This is a genomic window from Pseudomonas sp. 05N36 (assembly GCF_056397385.1).
The window spans coordinates 225527-243356 of record NZ_JBFTNH010000005.1 but is presented as its reverse complement, the minus strand read 5'-3'; the positions used below and the strand labels follow the sequence as shown (position 1 = coordinate 243356).

15 protein-coding genes and 1 pseudogene are annotated in these 17830 nt (G+C 59.2%); 14 read left to right on the top strand and 2 right to left on the bottom strand.

What is annotated here, in order from left to right; all coding sequences use genetic code 11:
* Nucleotides 1–26: 26 nt before the first annotated feature.
* The 10 genes from argE (at nt 27) to AC1DIH_RS09460 (ending at nt 10491) form a co-directional block, all read left to right on the top strand.
* Complete coding sequence (argE, locus tag AC1DIH_RS09505) at nt 27–1175, top strand: acetylornithine deacetylase (RefSeq protein ID WP_427538693.1); 1149 nt, start codon at nt 27–29, stop codon at nt 1173–1175.
* A 138-nt stretch (nt 1176–1313) separates the two neighbouring features.
* A complete protein-coding gene (gene argA, locus AC1DIH_RS09500; protein WP_427538690.1) occupies nt 1314–2612 on the top strand; it encodes an amino-acid N-acetyltransferase in 1299 nt (432 codons plus the stop codon).
* A 534-nt stretch (nt 2613–3146) separates the two neighbouring features.
* Complete coding sequence (locus tag AC1DIH_RS09495) at nt 3147–4526, top strand: OprD family porin (RefSeq protein ID WP_477771493.1); 1380 nt, start codon at nt 3147–3149, stop codon at nt 4524–4526.
* 290 nt (nt 4527–4816) lie between these two features.
* Nucleotides 4817–5455 carry a peroxiredoxin gene (locus AC1DIH_RS09490; protein WP_477771492.1) on the top strand — a complete coding sequence of 213 codons (639 nt, stop codon included), beginning with the start codon at nt 4817–4819 and terminating at the stop codon, nt 5453–5455.
* Between the two features lie 361 nt (nt 5456–5816).
* The gene (gene ssuE / locus AC1DIH_RS09485) at nt 5817–6410 is read left to right on the top strand and encodes an NADPH-dependent FMN reductase (RefSeq protein WP_054594551.1); all 594 of its coding nucleotides are present in this window, start codon (nt 5817–5819) and stop codon (nt 6408–6410) included.
* 89 nt (nt 6411–6499) lie between these two features.
* Complete coding sequence (locus AC1DIH_RS09480) at nt 6500–7468, top strand: sulfonate ABC transporter substrate-binding protein (protein ID WP_477771491.1); 969 nt, start codon at nt 6500–6502, stop codon at nt 7466–7468.
* A 25-nt stretch (nt 7469–7493) separates the two neighbouring features.
* Nucleotides 7494–8642, top strand: a complete 1149-nt coding sequence (gene ssuD, locus AC1DIH_RS09475; protein ID WP_007939251.1) for an FMNH2-dependent alkanesulfonate monooxygenase — start codon at nt 7494–7496, stop codon at nt 8640–8642.
* Between the two features lie 8 nt (nt 8643–8650).
* On the top strand, nt 8651–9439 hold the full coding sequence (ssuC, locus tag AC1DIH_RS09470) for an aliphatic sulfonate ABC transporter permease SsuC (RefSeq protein ID WP_123580989.1): 789 nt from the start codon (nt 8651–8653) through the stop codon (nt 9437–9439).
* A complete protein-coding gene (gene ssuB, locus AC1DIH_RS09465; RefSeq protein ID WP_477771490.1) occupies nt 9436–10242 on the top strand; it encodes an aliphatic sulfonates ABC transporter ATP-binding protein in 807 nt (268 codons plus the stop codon). The genes ssuC and ssuB overlap by 4 nt, the downstream gene beginning before the upstream one ends.
* A 33-nt stretch (nt 10243–10275) precedes the next feature.
* Nucleotides 10276–10491: a TOBE domain-containing protein gene (locus AC1DIH_RS09460; RefSeq protein WP_003177394.1), complete on the top strand. Its 216-nt coding sequence runs from the start codon at nt 10276–10278 to the stop codon at nt 10489–10491.
* A gap of 216 nt (nt 10492–10707) precedes the next feature.
* Here the strand turns inward: AC1DIH_RS09460 and AC1DIH_RS09455 are convergent, their stop codons facing one another.
* Both AC1DIH_RS09455 and AC1DIH_RS09450 read right to left on the bottom strand, forming a co-directional pair.
* Nucleotides 10708–11346 carry a TetR/AcrR family transcriptional regulator gene (locus AC1DIH_RS09455; protein WP_477771489.1) on the bottom strand — a complete coding sequence of 213 codons (639 nt, stop codon included), beginning with the start codon at nt 11344–11346 and terminating at the stop codon, nt 10708–10710.
* A gap of 228 nt (nt 11347–11574) precedes the next feature.
* The gene (locus AC1DIH_RS09450; RefSeq protein ID WP_054594538.1) at nt 11575–12951 is read right to left on the bottom strand and encodes a glutamine synthetase family protein; all 1377 of its coding nucleotides are present in this window, start codon (nt 12949–12951) and stop codon (nt 11575–11577) included.
* 278 nt (nt 12952–13229) lie between these two features.
* On the opposite strand from AC1DIH_RS09450, the pseudogene AC1DIH_RS09445 reads away from it, so the two are divergent.
* The 4 genes and pseudogenes from AC1DIH_RS09445 to AC1DIH_RS09430 all read left to right on the top strand — a co-directional run.
* Nucleotides 13230–13544: pseudogene (locus AC1DIH_RS09445) on the top strand (gamma-glutamyl-gamma-aminobutyrate hydrolase family protein); the annotation flags it as partial.
* A 74-nt stretch (nt 13545–13618) separates the two neighbouring features.
* Nucleotides 13619–14977, top strand: a complete 1359-nt coding sequence (locus tag AC1DIH_RS09440; RefSeq protein ID WP_477771488.1) for a glutamine synthetase family protein — start codon at nt 13619–13621, stop codon at nt 14975–14977.
* Nucleotides 14978–15030: 53 nt separating this feature from the next.
* Nucleotides 15031–16395: an aspartate aminotransferase family protein gene (locus AC1DIH_RS09435; RefSeq protein WP_477771487.1), complete on the top strand. Its 1365-nt coding sequence runs from the start codon at nt 15031–15033 to the stop codon at nt 16393–16395.
* A gap of 200 nt (nt 16396–16595) precedes the next feature.
* The gene (locus tag AC1DIH_RS09430; protein ID WP_477771587.1) at nt 16596–17690 is read left to right on the top strand and encodes a polyamine ABC transporter substrate-binding protein; all 1095 of its coding nucleotides are present in this window, start codon (nt 16596–16598) and stop codon (nt 17688–17690) included.
* The last annotated feature ends 140 nt before the right edge of the window (nt 17691–17830 follow it).

The window sequence follows — 17830 nt, the reverse complement described above, 5'->3', positions numbered from 1 at the left end:
TTCATCTTGGGAATCGGGAGTCAGCGATGCCTTTGCCGTCCATGAAAGACCAGTTCGCTGCGCTGATCGCCGCACCGTCCGTCAGCTGTACCCAACCCAGCCTCGATCAATCCAATCGCGCGGTCATTGATTTGCTGGCGACCTGGCTCGGTGACCTGGGCTTTTCGTGCGATATCCAGCAAGTCAGTCCTGGCAAATTCAACTTGCTCGCCAGTTTTGGCAGTGGTCCCGGCGGGCTGGTACTGGCCGGGCACAGCGACACGGTGCCGTTCGACGGCGCGCTGTGGCAGACCGATCCGCTGAAGCTCACCGAAGTCGACGGTCGCTGGGTCGGCCTCGGCAGTTGCGACATGAAGGGCTTTTTCGCGCTGGCCATCGAAGCCGTGTTGCCGCTGCTGGACAAACCGTTCAAGCAGCCACTGATGATCCTCGCCACCTGTGACGAAGAAAGCTCCATGGCGGGTGCCCGGGCATTGGCTGCTGCCGGCCGGCCATTGGGCAGGGTAGCGGTGATCGGTGAGCCAACTGGCTTGAAACCGATCCGTCTGCATAAAGGCGTGATGATGGAGCGCATCGATATTCTCGGTCAGAGCGGCCATTCGTCCGATCCGCGCCTGGGCCATAGTGCTCTGGAGGCCATGCACGATGCGATGGGCGAGTTACGCGGCTTGCGCCTGCAATGGCAGCGCGAGTTCCGCAATCCGCAGTTCAGCGTGCCACAACCGACACTGAATTTCGGCTGCATCCACGGTGGCGACAACCCGAACCGGATCTGCGGTCAATGTTCGCTGGAATTCGACCTGCGGCCCTTGCCGGGCATGGACCCGAACGCCTTGCGTGCGGCGATCCGGCAGAAGCTCGAACCGGTCGCCGAGCTCCATCAGGTGAAGATCGACTACGCTCCGCTGTTCCCTGAAGTGCCGCCTTTCGAGCAGGCGGCCGACTCGGAACTGGTGCAGGTCGCCGAAAGGCTCACCGGCCACCTTGCCGAAGCAGTAGCGTTCGGCACTGAAGCGCCTTATCTTCAGCGTCTTGGCTGCGAGACAGTGGTGCTTGGTCCAGGCGATATCGCCTGCGCCCACCAACCAGGGGAATACCTTGAAATGTCACGTTTGCAGCCTACCGTGCATCTATTACGTCAACTGATCGAACACTACTGCCTGACCCCGGCTTGATAAAACCCGGGGCACCCAACCCGTATTCATGAGGAGAACGCGCGTGTCGCCAAGCCTGTTCCGACGATAACCACCAGCCCGCTGTGCGTTTTGCTTCGTCCTTTTTATCGGCTGCTATTTGTTACAGGCGCAGGTGTTATGCCCGAATACGTTAACTGGCTTCGTCACGCTTCCCCTTACATCAATGCTCACCGCGATTGCACCTTCGTCGTCATGCTGCCCGGCGACGGCGTCGAGCATCCGAACTTTGGCAATATCGTCCACGACCTGGTGCTGCTGCACAGCCTGGGTGTGCGGCTGGTATTGGTTCACGGTTCGCGTCCGCAAATTGAAACCCGTCTTGCCGCACGTGGCCTGACTCCGCATTACCACCACGGGATGCGCATCACCGATGCGGCGACCCTGGAGTGCGTGATCGATGCGGTGGGGCAACTGCGCATTGCCATCGAGGCGCGCTTGTCGATGGACATGGCGTCTTCGCCGATGCAGGGCTCGCGTCTGCGGGTGGCCGGCGGCAATCTGGTGACCGCGCGGCCGATCGGTGTGCTCGAAGGTATCGATTATCACCACACCGGCGAAGTTCGTCGGGTCGACCGCAAGGGCATCAACCGTCTGCTGGACGAGCGCTCTATCGTATTGCTGTCACCGCTGGGCTACTCGCCGACCGGGGAGATCTTCAACCTGGCCTGCGAAGACGTCGCCACTCGCGCCGCCATCGATCTGGGCGCCGACAAGCTGCTGCTGTTCGGCGCGGACCCGGGTCTGATCGATGAAAACGGCCGTCTGGTCCGCGAACTGCGTCCACAACAGGTGCCGGCGCACTTGCAGCGTCTGGGTGCGAACTATCAGGCCGAGTTGCTGGATGCTGCGGCTGAAGCCTGCCGTGGCGGCGTCGGCCGTAGCCACATTGTCAGTTATGCCGAAGACGGCGCGCTGCTGACCGAACTCTTCACCCGTGACGGTGGCGGTACGTTGGTGGCGCAGGAGCAGTTCGAGGTAGTGCGCGAAGCGGCTATCGAAGACGTCGGTGGTTTGCTGGACCTGATCAGCCCGCTGGAAGAGCAGGGGATTCTGGTGCGTCGCTCACGCGAAGTGCTGGAGCGCGAAATCGAGCAGTTCAGCGTGGTCGAGCGTGAAGGCATGATCATCGCCTGTGCGGCTCTGTATCAGATCGCTGACTCGGATGCCGGGGAACTGGCCTGTCTGGCAGTGAACCCGGAGTACCGTCACGGCGGCCGTGGTGACGAACTGCTGGAGCGGATCGAGACCCGGGCTCGTGCCCAAGGGCTCAAAACCCTGTTCGTCCTGACCACCCGGACTGCGCACTGGTTCCGCGAGCGCGGCTTTGTGCCCAGCAGCGTCGAGCGCCTGCCGTCGGCCCGGGCCTCGCTGTACAACTATCAGCGTAATTCGAAGATCTTCGAAAAGACTCTGTAACCTTCGGCGTCTAGACTTCGCCCTGGACTAACCGAGCAGGGTAATGAGTCGATCGTTTCTGCCGTTTTGCTGCCCGTTGCAGTGCTTACCGGACGGGCGGTAAAAAAAATCACAACGGTATACAAACTGTAACAATTTGACGGGAAGATGCACGTTTCGCCATGATGGCGTCGCTTATTTGATCGTGATTGACGTAAGAGGAATTACGTGAGCACGAATGGAACTAAAGAAGCGTTTGTAAATACCATTTAGGAATTAGCTCATGGGCCGATACCTCAGCATCCGGTTCGGTTCAGGCGTGTTGAGCTATATTCCCGAATCGTATGAAAAATGAATAAATAATTCTTTTTGGGTTTATGAGAAATTCACTAACCTGAACGGACCAAACACGGCGATTAGACCAAGGTCGTAGACGTGACTGCTTACGATTGACTTATCGGTCACGGTCTTGCGCTAATCGCGCATCGATGGGAACCGGGGCGTCAGATCCTGGACCAAAGTGCACAAAAAATTAGAAACGTAGAGGAGCGAAACATGAATAAGTCCACCTTGGCCCTGGCTGTGGCCGTAGGGGTTTTGGCGCAGCAGGCAAGCGCCGCCGGTTTCATCGAAGACAGTAAGGCGACCCTGAGCTCGCGTACTTTCTACATCAACACCGATAACCGCGATTCGGACACCAAAGCCGCAAAAGCCCAAAGCAAGATGGAAGAGACTGGGCAAGGCTTCCAGCTCAACTTCACCTCGGGCTTCACCCAAGGTACCGTTGGCTTCGGTGTTGATGCCATTGGTCAGTACGGCCTGAAACTGGATTCCAGCCCGGAAAAACACGGTAACCCTACCGGTAACGCTTCCGGTGGCACCGTGTTCCCGAGCCAAGGTAACGAAGCTGTTAACGATTTCGCCAGTCTGGGTCTGACCGGTAAGGTCAAGGTTTCGCAAACCGTGCTGAAAATCGGCACCCTGCAGCCTAACAACCCGGTCATCAAGTACAACGATGGTCGTCTGCTGGCGCAAACCTTCACCGGCGGCGAGCTGGTCTCGAACGAGATCAAGGACCTGACCCTGACTGCCGGCGAGATCAATGAAGCCAAAGGCCGTAACTCCAGCAACGACGAAGGTCTGTCGCTTGCCGGTGCGAACGGCAGTCCTAGCTCCAACTACAACAATGGCAAGTTCAGTAACAAGTTCTACTACGCGGGTGCTGACTACAAGATCACCAAGGATCTGACCGCGTCGTACTACTACGGCGAGCTGAAGGACTTCTACTCGCAGAACTTCCTGGGTCTGGTGCACAACTGGTCCATCGGTCCTGGCGTGCTGAAAAGTGACCTGCGCTACTACCGTAGCCGCGACAACGGTTCCAACGGCAACGACTCGGCATTCTTCACTTCGGGTGACTACGGCACTGGTATCACCAAGGGTAAAGTCGACAACAATCTGTACAGCTACCTGGCTCTGTACTCGGTTGAAGGTCACACCTTTGGTGGTGGCTATCAGTACAGCAATGGTGACAGTGACTTCCCTTGGTTGAACCAGGGTGACGGCTCGTCCAACAGCACCATCACCGACATGCAGATCCAGAAATTTGCCCGTGCCGGCGAACGTACCTGGCAAGCTCGCTACGCTTACGACTTCGCTAAAGTCGGTGTTCCAGGCCTGACCGCCGGTATCATCTACCTGCGCGGCAACAACATCGACACCACCGGTAAAGTTGGCTCGGCACAGAAACCGTTTTCCGCTACTGGCGCCACCGAGTGGGAACGTGACCTGACCGTGGCTTACGTTGTTCCACAAGGCCCGCTGAAGAACCTGGGCGTGGCGTGGAAAAACGCTATGTGGCGCAACGACATCCCGGGTCAGCGCGACCAGGACGAAAACCGTGTGATCGTCAGCTACTCGATCCCGCTGTTGTAATACCCAGGCGTTTGCAAGCCTGAATAAAAAGCCCCGCTCGGCGCAAGCCTGGCGGGGCTTTTGCGTTTCAAGTCGGGCCCGCCCCCGCAGGCCCGCCTTCACTTCCCTCTTTGCAGCAACTCAAGGCCTTCTCGAACCTTGGTTCCAAGACTGGTCTTCGTTGACGTATACGTCCAGTGAACAGATGTTTAATATTCACTTTAGATCTAAACAAATCGATATTTATTCTTTTTAATAAGCGGCGACACTAGGCACAGTAGGCTCATCACGCACTCACCAGGAGCAGCACCATGAGCCTCAGACTGGGCGACATTGCCCCCGATTTCGAACAGGATTCCAGCGCCGGCACTCTCCGTTTTCACCAGTGGCTGGGCGATAGCTGGGGCGTGCTGTTTTCCCATCCGGCGGACTTCACGCCGGTGTGCACCACGGAGCTGGGGTTTACCGCCAGGCTCAAGGACGAATTCACCCAGCGCGGCGTCAAGGCCATTGCACTCTCGGTCGACCCGGTGGACTCGCACCACAAGTGGATCGAAGACATCAACGAAACCCAGAACACCCTCGTCAACTTCCCGATCCTCGCCGACGCCGACCGCAAGGTCTCCGATCTCTATGACCTGATCCACCCGAATGCCAACGACACCCTGACCGTGCGTTCGCTGTTCGTCATCGATCCGAACAAGAAGATTCGCCTGACCATCACCTATCCGGCCAGTACCGGACGCAACTTCCACGAGATCCTGCGGGTGATCGACTCGTTGCAACTCACCGACAACTACAAAGTGGCCACCCCGGCCAACTGGCAGGACGGTGATGAAGTGGTGATCGTGCCGTCGTTGAAGGATGAAGATGAAATCAGCAAACGCTTCCCTAAGGGCTACCGCGCAGTGAAACCGTACCTGCGCCTGACACCGCAGCCCAACAGGTAAGTCATTGACGTTTTGCGGCGTGGCTTAAATCGCCATCGCGAGCAGGCTCGCTCCCACAGTGGATTTAGCCTGACCACAGATTTCGAGCCAGACATAAAACTCTGTGGGAGCGAGCCTGCTCGCGATGGCGGAATACCAGGCACCGCAGGGTTTAGATTGACCGTATCCACAAAGCAGGGGGACTTCAGGCCGTTTCGACGGCCTTTTTTTTTCGCCTGGAAAACGTTTTTCTATATATGCATTAAAAGAATAAATACATAAATAAATATGATTTATGGATATATAAATCAACTGGTAAGGTCTGCCCATTGTCGCGAGATCGCACACTGCGAATCGCCGGAAACGCTTAAGGAATAGCCGCATGCTGGTCGTCTCACTCGGAGGAAGTCCCAGCCAGCGCTCCCGCTCCGGGGTGCTGCTGGATCGCTCCCAACGCTGGTTGCAGCAACAAGGAGTAGAAGTGGTGAGTTATCAGGTACGGGACTTCCCGGCCGAAGACTTGCTGCACGCGCGGTTCGACAGTCCGAAGGTGGTCGACCTGTTGCAACAGATTGAAAACGCCGATGGCTTGTTGATTGCCACACCGGTCTACAAGGCGTCGTTTTCCGGCGCGCTGAAAACCGTGCTGGATCTGCTGCCGGAGCGCGCCCTGAGCCACAAGGTTGTACTGCCCATGGCCACTGGCGGCAGCATCGCCCACATGCTGGCCGTGGATTACGCGCTCAAGCCGGTGCTGTCGGCGCTGAAAGCCCAGGAAATGCTCCACGGAATATTCGCCGAAGACAGCCAGATCGCTTACGGCGAAGGCAGTGCGCAGGCGCAGTTGTCGCCGGCGCTGGAACAGCGCTTGGTCGAGGCGCTGGAGCAGTTCTTCAGTGCCATGGCCCGTCGGCCCAAGCCGCTGGACCCCAACCTGTTGAATGAACGTTTGTTGAGTGCTCGCTGGAGCATTTAAGCCTTACCCGAATTTGATGTACTGGCCTTACTCGCCCGCTAACGGGCAAGCAGGTGCAGCCAAAACCCTACTGCAAAAAGGAGAGCGCTATGCGCACTGTCATTTTGCGTCGTGGTCTGGTCGCTCTGTTTGCTGCGGCTGTGTCCTTCGGCGTCATTACTCAAGCTCAAGCGGCCGAGACCTTGCGAATCGGCTATCAAAAGTACGGCACCCTGGTGCTGCTCAAAGCCCGCGGCTCGCTGGAGAAACGCCTCGCCGCTCAAGGCATCAGCGTGCAATGGACGGAATTCCCCGGCGGCCCGCAACTGCTCGAAGGGCTGAACGTAGGCTCGATCGATTTCGGCGTGACCGGCGAGACTCCACCGGTGTTCGCTCAGGCGGCCGGTGCTGACCTGCTCTACGTCGCTTACGAGCCACCCGCGCCGACCAGCGAAGCGATCCTGGTGCCGAAAGACTCGGCGATCAAATCGGTACAGGACCTCAAGGGCAAGAAGGTCGTCCTCAACAAAGGCTCCAACGTGCACTACCTGCTGGTGCGCGCACTGGAAGACGCCGGCCTCAAGTACACCGACATTCAAACCGTATTTCTGCCACCAGCCGATGCCCGTGCGGCGTTCGAACGCGGCAGCGTCGATGCCTGGGTGATCTGGGACCCGTACCAGGCCGCCGCCGAACAGCAACTGCACGCGCGCACCCTGCGTGACGGCAGCGGCATCGTCGACAACCACCAGTTCTACCTGGCGACCAAGCCTTATGCCGAAAAACATCCGGCCGTGATCAAGGCCCTGGTGGAAGAAGTCCGGACCATCGGCGAATGGTCCAAAGCCAACCCTGAAGAAGTCACGCAACAAGTCTCGCCGCTGCTCGGCTTGCCGGCAGACATCACCCTGACCGCGGTGAAACGCCAGGGCTTCGGCGCGCATCTCCTCACACCGCCAGTGATCGCGGCCCAGCAGAAAATCGCCGACAGCTTCTACCAGCTCAAATTGATTCCGAAACCCTTGAGCATCAAAGACGTGATCTGGACGCCACCGGCAGCCGTTGCCACTGCGCCGTAATCCGATTTCCTTAGGAGACCACTCCATGAGCCTTAATATTTTCTGGTTCCTGCCTACCCACGGCGACGGCCATTACCTTGGCACCGCCGAAGGCGCTCGCGCCGTCGACCACGGTTATTTGCAACAAGTCGCCCAAGCGGCGGATCGCCTGGGGTTCGGCGGGGTACTGATTCCCACCGGCCGCTCCTGCGAAGACTCATGGCTGGTGGCTGCTTCGCTGATCCCGGTGACCCAGCGCTTGAAGTTTCTGGTCGCGTTGCGCCCCGGGATCATTTCGCCGACGGTGGCCGCGCGCCAGGCGGCGACCCTGGATCGCTTGTCCGGTGGGCGTGCGCTGTTCAACCTGGTGACGGGCGGCGATCCGGAAGAACTGGCCGGCGACGGATTGTTCCTCAGTCACGAAGAACGCTATCAGGCCTCGGTGGAGTTCACCCGGATCTGGCGTCGGGTGCTGGAAGGCGAGACGGTCGATTACGACGGTCAGCACATCAGCGTGAAGGGCGCGAAATTGCTCTATCCGCCGATCCAGCAACCGCGTCCGCCGCTGTACTTCGGTGGCTCTTCTGAAGCGGCTCAGGATCTGGCTGCCGAGCAGGTCGAAATGGTCCTGACCTGGGGCGAGCCACCGGCCGCCGTCGCCGAGAAAATCGAACAGGTACGCGCCAAGGCCGCGAAGCTCGGACGCACCGTGCGCTTCGGCATTCGTTTGCATGTGATTGTCCGCGAAACCAACGCTGAAGCCTGGCAGGCAGCGGATCGCTTGATCTCCCATCTGGACGACGACACCATTGCTCGCGCCCAGGCCTCGTTGGCGCGTTTCGACTCGGTCGGCCAGCAGCGCATGGCTGCTCTGCACGGTGGTAGCCGCGACAATCTGGAGGTCAGCCCGAACCTCTGGGCCGGCGTCGGTCTGGTGCGCGGCGGTGCGGGCACCGCATTGGTCGGCGACGGTCCGACTGTGGCCGCGCGGGTCAAGGAATACGCGGACCTGGGCATCGATACCTTCATCTTCTCGGGTTATCCACATCTGGAGGAATCGTATCGGGTCGCGGAGTTGTTGTTCCCGCACCTCGACATCGAGCGTCCCGAGCTGCCGAAAAGTGCCGGTTACGTCAGCCCGTTTGGCGAGATGGTCGCCAACGACATTCTTCCCAAAGCCGCGTCCCAGAGCTGAGGCGCGCCATGAAAAGGGAAAAGCTTATCCACAGCCTCGCGCCGTGGGCCTTGCCGGTGCTGTTACTGGCGGTGTGGCAGTTGTCGGTATCCGCGGGCTGGTTGTCGACACGGATTTTGCCGGCCCCCAGCGCGGTGATCGAAGCGGGCGTGAGCCTGGTGCGCAGCGGCGAAATCTGGAAACACCTGGCGATCAGCGGCTGGCGCGCCGGCATTGGTTTTGTGATTGGCGGCGGTATCGGTCTGGCATTGGGTTTCATCACCGGCCTGTCGAAATGGGGCGAACGCCTGCTCGACAGTTCGGTGCAGATGATCCGCAACGTGCCGCATCTGGCGCTGATTCCGCTGGTGATCCTCTGGTTCGGTATTGACGAGTCGGCGAAGATTTTCCTGGTGGCGCTGGGGACGTTGTTCCCGATCTACCTCAACACCTATCACGGCATTCGCAACGTTGACCCGGCTCTGGTGGAGATGGCGCGCAGTTACGGGTTGTCCGGTTTCAGCCTGTTCCGTCAGGTGATTCTGCCGGGCGCGCTGCCTTCGATTCTGGTGGGCGTGCGTTTTGCCCTGGGCTTCATGTGGCTGACCCTGATCGTCGCGGAAACCATCTCCGCCAGCTCTGGCATTGGCTACCTGGCGATGAACGCCCGGGAGTTCTTGCAGACGGATGTGGTGGTGCTGGCGATTGTTTTGTACGCGGTGCTCGGCAAATTGGCCGACCTCGCGGCGCGTGGTCTGGAGCGGGTCTGGTTGCGCTGGCACCCGGCCTATCAAGTGGCCAAGGGCGGTGCAGCATGACGGCCCAACAACCTCCACGCCTGCTGCGCGGAATTCCGCTGGTGGTGCGCAAACTGCAAAAAACCTTTGGCGCGCGGCAGGTGCTGCGCGAGATCGATCTGCACATTCCGGCCGGCCAGTTCGTGGCCGTGGTCGGCCGCAGCGGTTGTGGCAAAAGTACCTTGCTGCGCCTGCTGGCGGGCCTTGATCAACCCACGGCCGGTGAACTGTTGGCCGGTTCTGCCCCGCTCGACAAGGCGCGCGAAGACACCCGGTTGATGTTTCAGGAAGCGCGTTTGCTGCCGTGGAAAAAGGTCATCGACAACGTCGGCCTCGGGCTCAAGGGTGATTGGCGCCAGCAGGCGCTGGACGCACTGGATTCCGTGGGCCTGGCAGATCGTGCCGATGAATGGCCGGCCGCATTGTCCGGCGGGCAGAAGCAGCGGGTGGCCTTGGCGCGGGCGCTGATCCATCAGCCGCGCTTGCTGTTGCTCGATGAACCGCTGGGCGCACTGGATGCACTGACCCGAATCGAAATGCAGCAACTGATCGAACGCCTCTGGCAGCAGCACGGTTTTACCGTGTTGCTGGTGACCCATGACGTCAGCGAAGCGGTGGCGATCGCCGACCGGGTGTTGCTGATCGAAGAGGGCGAAATCGGCCTCGACCTGCTGGTCGAACTGCCGCGCCCTCGGGTCCGTGGTTCCCATCGGCTGGCAGCGCTGGAAACCGCAGTGCTCAACCGCGTGCTGTCACTGCCGGGTTCGCCGCCTGCGCCGGAACCTGTTTCACCCTTGCCCACGCAATTGCGCTGGGCTCACTGACTCAATGCTCACCCAACGACAGGAATCAACCTCATGACTATCAAGGCCATCAACGTTCGCAACCAGTTCAAAGGCACCATCAAGGAAATCGTCGAGGGCGACGTGCTCTCGGAGATCGATGTTCAGACCGCGTCAGGCATCGTCACCTCGGTCATCACCACGCGCTCGGTCAAAGAGCTGGAACTGGCGATCGGCAGCGAAGTGATCGCCTTCGTGAAATCCACCGAGGTGTCGATCGCCAAGTTGTGATCGGCGTGTCACACACAGCCCCGGACGGCTTGAGCCCTTCAGGGTTGTTCCATGTGTGCCTGTCATGGAATCAGTGGTGTGGCCATCGCGAGCCGGCTCGCTCCCACAGGGGGATTTCTGCCATACACAAAATCTGTGTTCACTGAAGATCTATGTGGGAGCGAGCCGGCTCCGGGCGGCGATCCGACGATGAGGCCCGAGAAGGCAACAAGGGAATCAGGCTGGAATAGCGCGCTTGGGCAAATACGGCGGCAGATACAGCCCCAGGTAAGCATCAAACACCCGCATCCCTTCCTCGGCCATGCGTGGGGTGATCTGCCCGTGTTGTTGCACTGAGCGCGCATAGACGCGATCACCCAGCTCCATGGCCAGGGCAAACACATCGACATCCTTGGGCAACGTCGGCAGTTCGAAGTGCTGATCGAAGAGTTTGTGCATCAGGTCGCCGAGTTCGAGGTCGTGCTGGCGGTCGGCCTGGGTGACTTCGGTCAGGCCGTGTTGAGCGAGGATCAGTTGCCGGGCGGCGGCGTCTTCGTCGTAGATGGCGAGCATGCGTTGCTCGACCAGCCGTGACAGATCACGCCAGCCATTGAGCGAGTCGACATCGATCGGTTCTTGCAGGCACGCGCGAAAGGCGCTGTGGATGTCCGCGGTCAGGGCTTCGAGCAGGGCCGGGACGCTGGCGAAGAAGTGGTAGACCGATGACGGCGGGATCTCGGCGCGTTCGGCCACGCTGTAGATCGACAGGCTGGCCACGCCCTCGGCGGCAAGCAGCGTGCGGGCGGCGTCGAGTATCGAGTCGATCCGGGCCTGGCTGCGTGCGCGGGGTTTGCGAAGGGGGGCGGGGCGGGTCATTGAAGTCTCCTGCAGGGCAGCGGGCATTGTACGAGCAGGGTTCGATGTTGTCTGCCAGGACGCTTTCGCGAGCAGGCTCGCTCCCACATTTGATCTCCAGTGAGCATGAAACTTGTGTCTGACACCGATCTATTGTGGGAGCGAGCCTGCTCGCGATCCGCCGCAGGCGGCCATAAAAAAACGCCGCTGGCGATGAAGCCCACGGCGTTGTTTTTTTGCTACAGCCGCTTACACGGTGTGCAGGTACCAGTTGTACTCGAGGTCGGAGATGGAGTGTTCGAACTCCTCCAGCTCGCTCTCTTTACAGGCGACAAAAATGTCGATGTATTTCGGATCGATGTACTTGGCCATGACTTCGCTGTCGTCCAACTCGCGCAGTGCATCACGCAGGTTGTTCGGCAGGCTTTGCTCGTTCTGCTCGTAGCTGTTGCCTTCGACGGGCGCGCCCGGCTCGATCTTGTTGGTCAGGCCGTGATGCACGCCTGCCAGGACCGAAGCCATCAGCAAGTACGGGTTGGCATCGGCGCCAGCAACGCGGTGCTCGATACGTACGGCATCGGCAGAGCCGGTTGGTACGCGAATCGCTACCGTGCGGTTGTCCAGGCCCCAGCACGGCGAGTTCGGCACGTAGAACTGCGCGCCGAAACGACGGTAGGAGTTGACGTTCGGGCAGAGGAAGGCCATCTGCGCCGGTAGGGTCTCGAGCACACCGCCGATCGCGTGACGCAGTGCGGCGTTCTGCTCGGGATCCTCACTGGCAAAAATATTCTTGCCGTCTTTATCAAGGATCGAGATATGGACGTGCAGACCATTACCCGCCTGGCCTGGGTAAGGCTTGGCCATGAAGGTGGTGTCCATCTCATGGTCGTAGGCGATGTTTTTGATCAGACGCTTGAGCAGTACCGCGTAATCGCAGGCCTTGATCGGGTCGGCAACGTGGTGCAGGTTCACTTCGAACTGCGCCGGAGCACTTTCCTTGACGATCGCGTCGGCAGGGATGCCTTGCTCTTTTGCACCTTCCAGAATGTCCTGGAGGCAGTCGACGTATTCGTCGAGGTCGTCGATCAGGTACACCTGGGTCGAGTGCGGACGTTTGCCGGACACTGGCGAGCGTGGAGGTTGCGGCCGGCCATTCACGTTCTCCTGGTCGATCAGGTAGAACTCAAGCTCGAACGCGGCGCAGATGGTCAGGCCCATGTCGTCGAACTTGCGCACCACATTGGCCAGCACTTCACGCGGGTCGGCGAAGAACGGCTCGCCTTCGAGTTCGTGCATGGTCATCAACAGTTGCGCGGTCGGGCGCTTCTGCCAGGGTTCATTGCACAGGGTATTGGGGATTGGATAGCAGATTCGGTCAGCATCACCGATGTCCAGGCCCAGGCCGGTGCTTTCCACCGTCGAGCCGTTGATATCCAGAGCAAATAGAGAGGCCGGCAGGTTGATGCCTTTCTCGTAAACCTTGTGGAGGCTGGTGCGTTCGATGCGCTTGCCGCGCACCACACCATTCATATCCGCAATCAGAAGGTCAACGTACAGAACCTCAGGATGTTCCTTAAGGAACGCGTTCGCTTCGTTGAGCTGAACGGCACGCGGGGGTACCGACATGATGCAACACCTTTGTTGTTAAAAATATCAATCATTGATCTTTTCGGATTCCAGTCAACCCGAACGGCATGCCGAAGTCAAGCGAGGCCTTTTTTGCCCTAAAAAAGCGCTCGAAGGGCATTTTTGAGGCGCTTTGGGGCACTTTTATGCCTTCGGGGTCTTTGGCGGCCGCAGCCTTGAGCGGGGCGTGTTGTATTTTTTACGGGGGTGTTGTGTAAAAAAATGAACAACGCTAAGCTCAAATCAAACCCATAACAGCAATAATACCGGGGTGCTTCATGTCTCGCCTGCCGTTAATCGGCGTCACCGACTGCTCAAGACAGATCGGTTTGCATGCTTATCACGTCACCCGCGATAAGTGCGTCCGCGCAGCGGCCACCGTTGCCAAGGGCCTGCCGTCGATACGTCCGTCCCAGGCGGAACTGCTCGATCCGACCGATATTATTGACGGTCTGGATGGCATCCTGTTTACCGGCTCTCCTTCCACTGTAGAACCTTTTCACTATAACGGTCCTGCGAGTGCGCCGGGAACTGCTCATGATCCTGCACGCGGCGCCACCACGCTTTCGTTGATTCGCGCCGGCAAGCGTGCAGCACAACGCGACGCGGATGCGTCAAACAACGCCCGACTTTTACAGATGTCAGGACACTCAGCCCAGAGGCATTTATGAGTAACAACCTCGACCAGCTCACCGATTGGTTGAAAGACCACAAGATCACAGAAGTCGAATGCATGATTGGCGACCTGACCGGGATCACCCGCGGCAAGATTTCGCCGACCAACAAGTTCATTGCCGAAAAAGGCATGCGCCTGCCCGAGAGTGTGCTGTTGCAAACAGTGACGGGCGACTACGTCGAAGACGACATCTATTACGAACTGCTCGACCCGGCCGACATCGACATGATCTGCCGCCCGGACTCGAACGCGGTATTCCTCGTGCCGTGGGCCATCGAGCCGACCGCGCAGGTGATTCACGACACCTATGACAAGCAGGGCAACCCGATCGAGCTGTCGCCGCGCAACGTGCTCAAGAAAGTCCTGAAGCTCTATTCCGACAAGGGCTGGCAGCCGATCGTGGCGCCGGAGATGGAGTTCTACCTGACCAAGCGTTGCGAAGACCCGGACTTCCCGTTGCAGCCGCCGATTGGCCGCTCCGGTCGCCCGGAAACCGGTCGTCAGTCGTTCTCCATTGAAGCAGCCAACGAATTCGACCCGTTGTTCGAAGACGTCTACGACTGGTGCGAACTGCAAGAGCTGGACCTGGACACGCTGATCCACGAAGACGGCACGGCGCAGATGGAGATCAACTTCCGTCACGGCGACGCGCTGTCCCTGGCCGACCAGATCCTGGTGTTCAAGCGCACCATGCGCGAAGCGGCGCTCAAGCACGACGTGGCCGCGACCTTCATGGCCAAGCCGATGACCGGCGAGCCGGGCAGCGCGATGCATTTGCACCAGAGCATCATCGACATAGAAACCGGCAAGAACGTCTTCTCCAACGAAGACGGGACGATGAGCGAGCTGTTCCTGCACCACATCGGTGGCTTGCAGAAGTTCATCCCCGAGCTGTTGCCGCTGTTCGCGCCCAACGTCAACTCGTTCCGCCGCTTCCTGCCGGATACCTCGGCGCCGGTGAACGTGGAGTGGGGCGAAGAAAACCGCACAGTCGGCCTGCGAGTCCCGGACGCAGGCCCGCAAAACCGTCGGGTGGAAAACCGCCTGCCGGGCGCCGATGCCAACCCTTACCTGGCGATCGCCGCGAGCCTGCTCTGCGGTTACATCGGCATGGTGGAAGGTATCAACCCGAGCGCACCGGTGGTTGGACGGGGTTACGAGCGACGCAATCTGCGTCTGCCGCTGACCATCGAAGACGCACTGGAGCACATGGAACACAGCGCGACCATCGAGAAGTATCTGGGCAAAAAATTCATCACTGGCTACGTCGCGGTCAAGCGGGCCGAGCATGAAAACTTCAAGCGCGTGATCAGTTCGTGGGAGCGGGAGTTCCTGTTGTTCGCCGTCTGATGCGCCGGGTGCGGCCCTGAACAGCCGCACTCTCACCCTATAAGGAGAGCTTTATGACCAGCAAGAACCCGCAAACCCGTGAATGGCAAACCTTGAGCCGCGAACACCACCTGGCGCCTTTCAGCGACTTCAAGCAGCTGAAAGAGAAAGGCCCGCGGATCATCACCAACGCCAAGGGCGTTTACCTCTGGGACAGCGAAGGCAACAAGATCCTCGACGGCATGGCCGGCCTGTGGTGCGTGGCCATCGGTTACGGTCGCGATGAACTGGCCGATGCCGCCAGCAAACAGATGCGCGAGCTGCCTTATTACAACCTGTTCTTCCAGACCGCCCACCCGCCGGTACTGGAGCTGGCCAAGGCTATCTCGGACATCGCGCCAGAAGGCATGAACCACGTGTTCTTCACCGGTTCCGGCTCCGAAGGCAACGACACCATGCTGCGTATGGTCCGCCACTACTGGGCGATCAAGGGCCAGCCGAAGAAGAAGGTCATCATCAGCCGCAAAAACGGCTACCACGGCTCGACCGTGGCCGGCGCGAGCCTGGGCGGCATGACTTACATGCACGAACAGGGCGACTTGCCGATCCCGGGCATCGTTCACATCCCGCAGCCGTACTGGTTCGGTGAAGGGGGCGACATGACCCCTGAAGAGTTCGGTATCTGGGCTGCCAACCAGCTGGAAGAAAAGATTCTCGAACTTGGCGTCGACACGGTCGGTGCGTTCATTGCCGAGCCGATCCAGGGTGCCGGCGGCGTGATCATTCCGCCAGACAGCTACTGGCCGCGCATCAAGGAAATCCTTGCCAAGTACGACATCCTGTTCGTGGCGGACGAGGTGATCTGTGGTTTCGGCCGTACCGGCGAGTGGTTCGGCAGCGATTTCTACGGCCTCAAGCCCGATATGATGACCATCGCCAAAGGCCTGACGTCCGGCTACATCCCGATGGGTGGGCTGATCGTGCGTGACGAAGTGGTCGATGTGCTGAACGAAGGGGGCGACTTCAACCACGGGTTCACCTATTCCGGGCACCCGGTCGCCGCTGCGGTGGCACTGGAAAACCTTCGCATTCTGCGCGAAGAGAAAATTATCGAGCGCGTTCGTACAGAAACGGCACCTTATTTGCAAAAGCGTCTACGGGAACTGAACGATCACCCTCTGGTGGGTGAAGTTCGTGGGGTAGGTCTGTTGGGGGCTATCGAACTGGTTCAGGACAAGGCGACCCGTGCGCGGTATGTCGGCAAGGGGGTTGGCATGATCTGCCGGCAGTTCTGCTTCGACAACGGGCTGATCATGCGCGCCGTGGGCGACACCATGATCATCGCTCCGCCACTGGTCATCACCAAGGCCGAGATCGACGAACTGGTGACCAAGGCGCGCAAGTGCCTGGACCTGACCCTGAGTGTGCTGCAAAGCTAAGTGCTAGGCTCTGAGCGAGGTCCGTGGCTGGCACTTCGCTCAGGGCGCACAAAGGACGGGTCTTTCCTTGAAAGCCTGCCTTGTAACTTGCCAGACTATCCGCTGTTTGAGTTGCCAAGGAATCGGCCGCTGGATCTTGGTTCACAAAAAAAATGTGGTTAAAAAGAATAATTGGAGCATTACGCATGAAGGCATTAGGTTTGAAGAAAACTGGCAAGACACTGCTCGCCTTGTCCCTGATGGGCGTGATGGCTGGGGCAGCCCAGGCCGACGATAAAGTACTGCACGTTTACAACTGGTCCGACTACATCGCACCGGACACCATCGCGAACTTTGAAAAAGAGTCCGGGATCAAGGTCGTCTACGATGTGTTCGACAGTAACGAAACCCTCGAAGCGAAGTTGCTGGCCGGCAAGTCCGGTTATGACGTGGTTGTGCCGTCCAACAACTTCCTGGCCAAGCAGATCAAGGCTGGCGTTTACCAGGAACTGGACAAGTCCAAGCTGTCCAACTACGGCAACCTGAACAAGTCGCTGCTCAAGGCGGTTTCTGTCAGCGACCCGGACAACAAACATGCCTTCCCTTACATGTGGGGCTCGATCGGTATCGGTTACAACGCCGAGAAGGTCAAAGCGGCGCTGGGCATCGACAAGATCGATTCCTGGGATGTGGTGCTCAAGCCGGAGAACATTGCCAAGCTCAAGGGCTGCGGCGTGAGCTTCCTCGATTCGCCGACCGAAATGCTGCCAGTCGCCCTGCATTACCTGGGCCTGCCGACCGACAGCCAGAAAAAGGAAGACCTGAAGAAGGCTGAAGAGCTGTTCCTGAAGATTCGTCCTTCGGTCACCTACTTCCACTCGTCCAAGTACATCTCTGACCTGGCCAACGGCAACATCTGCGTAGCCGTCGGCTATTCGGGTGACGTGCAGCAGGCCAAGACCCGTGCAGCCGAAGCCGGTGACAAGGTGAAAGTCAGCTACGCCATTCCGAAAGAAGGCGCCGGCAGCTTCTACGACATGGTCGCTATCCCTAAAGATGCGGAAAACGTCGAGGGCGCCTACAAGTTCATGAACTACCTGTTGCAGCCGAAAGTGATGGCTGAAATCACCAACGCCGTGCGTTTCCCTAACGGCAACGCCGAAGCCACTCAGTACGTGAACAAGGAAATCACCTCGGATCCGGGCATCTACCCGACTGCCGATGTGCAGGCCAAGCTGTATGCAATCGCCGATTTGCCAGCCGCTACCCAGCGTGAGCTGACCCGTAGCTGGACCAAGATCAAATCCGGTAAATAAACCGGTTTGAGGCAATCACCTGTTGCCGTCGTCGCTCTGGCGGCGGCAGCAGGATTAATTAAATGACAGAAAGTTTTGCTGGAAAGGTTTATCGAGGGTAAGTTGCGCGCCGGTTTTGTTGCCACGCAGCCATGGCTGTC

Excerpts from the sequence above, each read along its gene's own strand:
- AC1DIH_RS09440 (WP_477771488.1), top strand. The coding sequence starts at position 13,619 with ATGAGTAACAACCTCGACCAGCTCACCGATTGGTTGAAAGACCACAAG.
- AC1DIH_RS09450 (WP_054594538.1), bottom strand. The coding sequence starts at position 12,951 with ATGTCGGTACCCCCGCGTGCCGTTCAGCTCAACGAAGCGAACGCGTTC.
- argA (WP_427538690.1), top strand. The coding sequence starts at position 1,314 with ATGCCCGAATACGTTAACTGGCTTCGTCACGCTTCCCCTTACATCAAT.
- ssuB (WP_477771490.1), top strand. The coding sequence starts at position 9,436 with ATGACGGCCCAACAACCTCCACGCCTGCTGCGCGGAATTCCGCTGGTG.
- AC1DIH_RS09490 (WP_477771492.1), top strand. The coding sequence starts at position 4,817 with ATGAGCCTCAGACTGGGCGACATTGCCCCCGATTTCGAACAGGATTCC.
- AC1DIH_RS09480 (WP_477771491.1), top strand. The coding sequence starts at position 6,500 with ATGCGCACTGTCATTTTGCGTCGTGGTCTGGTCGCTCTGTTTGCTGCG.
- AC1DIH_RS09435 (WP_477771487.1), top strand. The coding sequence starts at position 15,031 with ATGACCAGCAAGAACCCGCAAACCCGTGAATGGCAAACCTTGAGCCGC.
- AC1DIH_RS09495 (WP_477771493.1), top strand. The coding sequence starts at position 3,147 with ATGAATAAGTCCACCTTGGCCCTGGCTGTGGCCGTAGGGGTTTTGGCG.
- AC1DIH_RS09455 (WP_477771489.1), bottom strand. The coding sequence starts at position 11,346 with ATGACCCGCCCCGCCCCCCTTCGCAAACCCCGCGCACGCAGCCAGGCC.
- argE (WP_427538693.1), top strand. The coding sequence starts at position 27 with ATGCCTTTGCCGTCCATGAAAGACCAGTTCGCTGCGCTGATCGCCGCA.
- ssuD (WP_007939251.1), top strand. The coding sequence starts at position 7,494 with ATGAGCCTTAATATTTTCTGGTTCCTGCCTACCCACGGCGACGGCCAT.
- AC1DIH_RS09460 (WP_003177394.1), top strand. The coding sequence starts at position 10,276 with ATGACTATCAAGGCCATCAACGTTCGCAACCAGTTCAAAGGCACCATC.
- ssuE (WP_054594551.1), top strand. The coding sequence starts at position 5,817 with ATGCTGGTCGTCTCACTCGGAGGAAGTCCCAGCCAGCGCTCCCGCTCC.
- ssuC (WP_123580989.1), top strand. The coding sequence starts at position 8,651 with ATGAAAAGGGAAAAGCTTATCCACAGCCTCGCGCCGTGGGCCTTGCCG.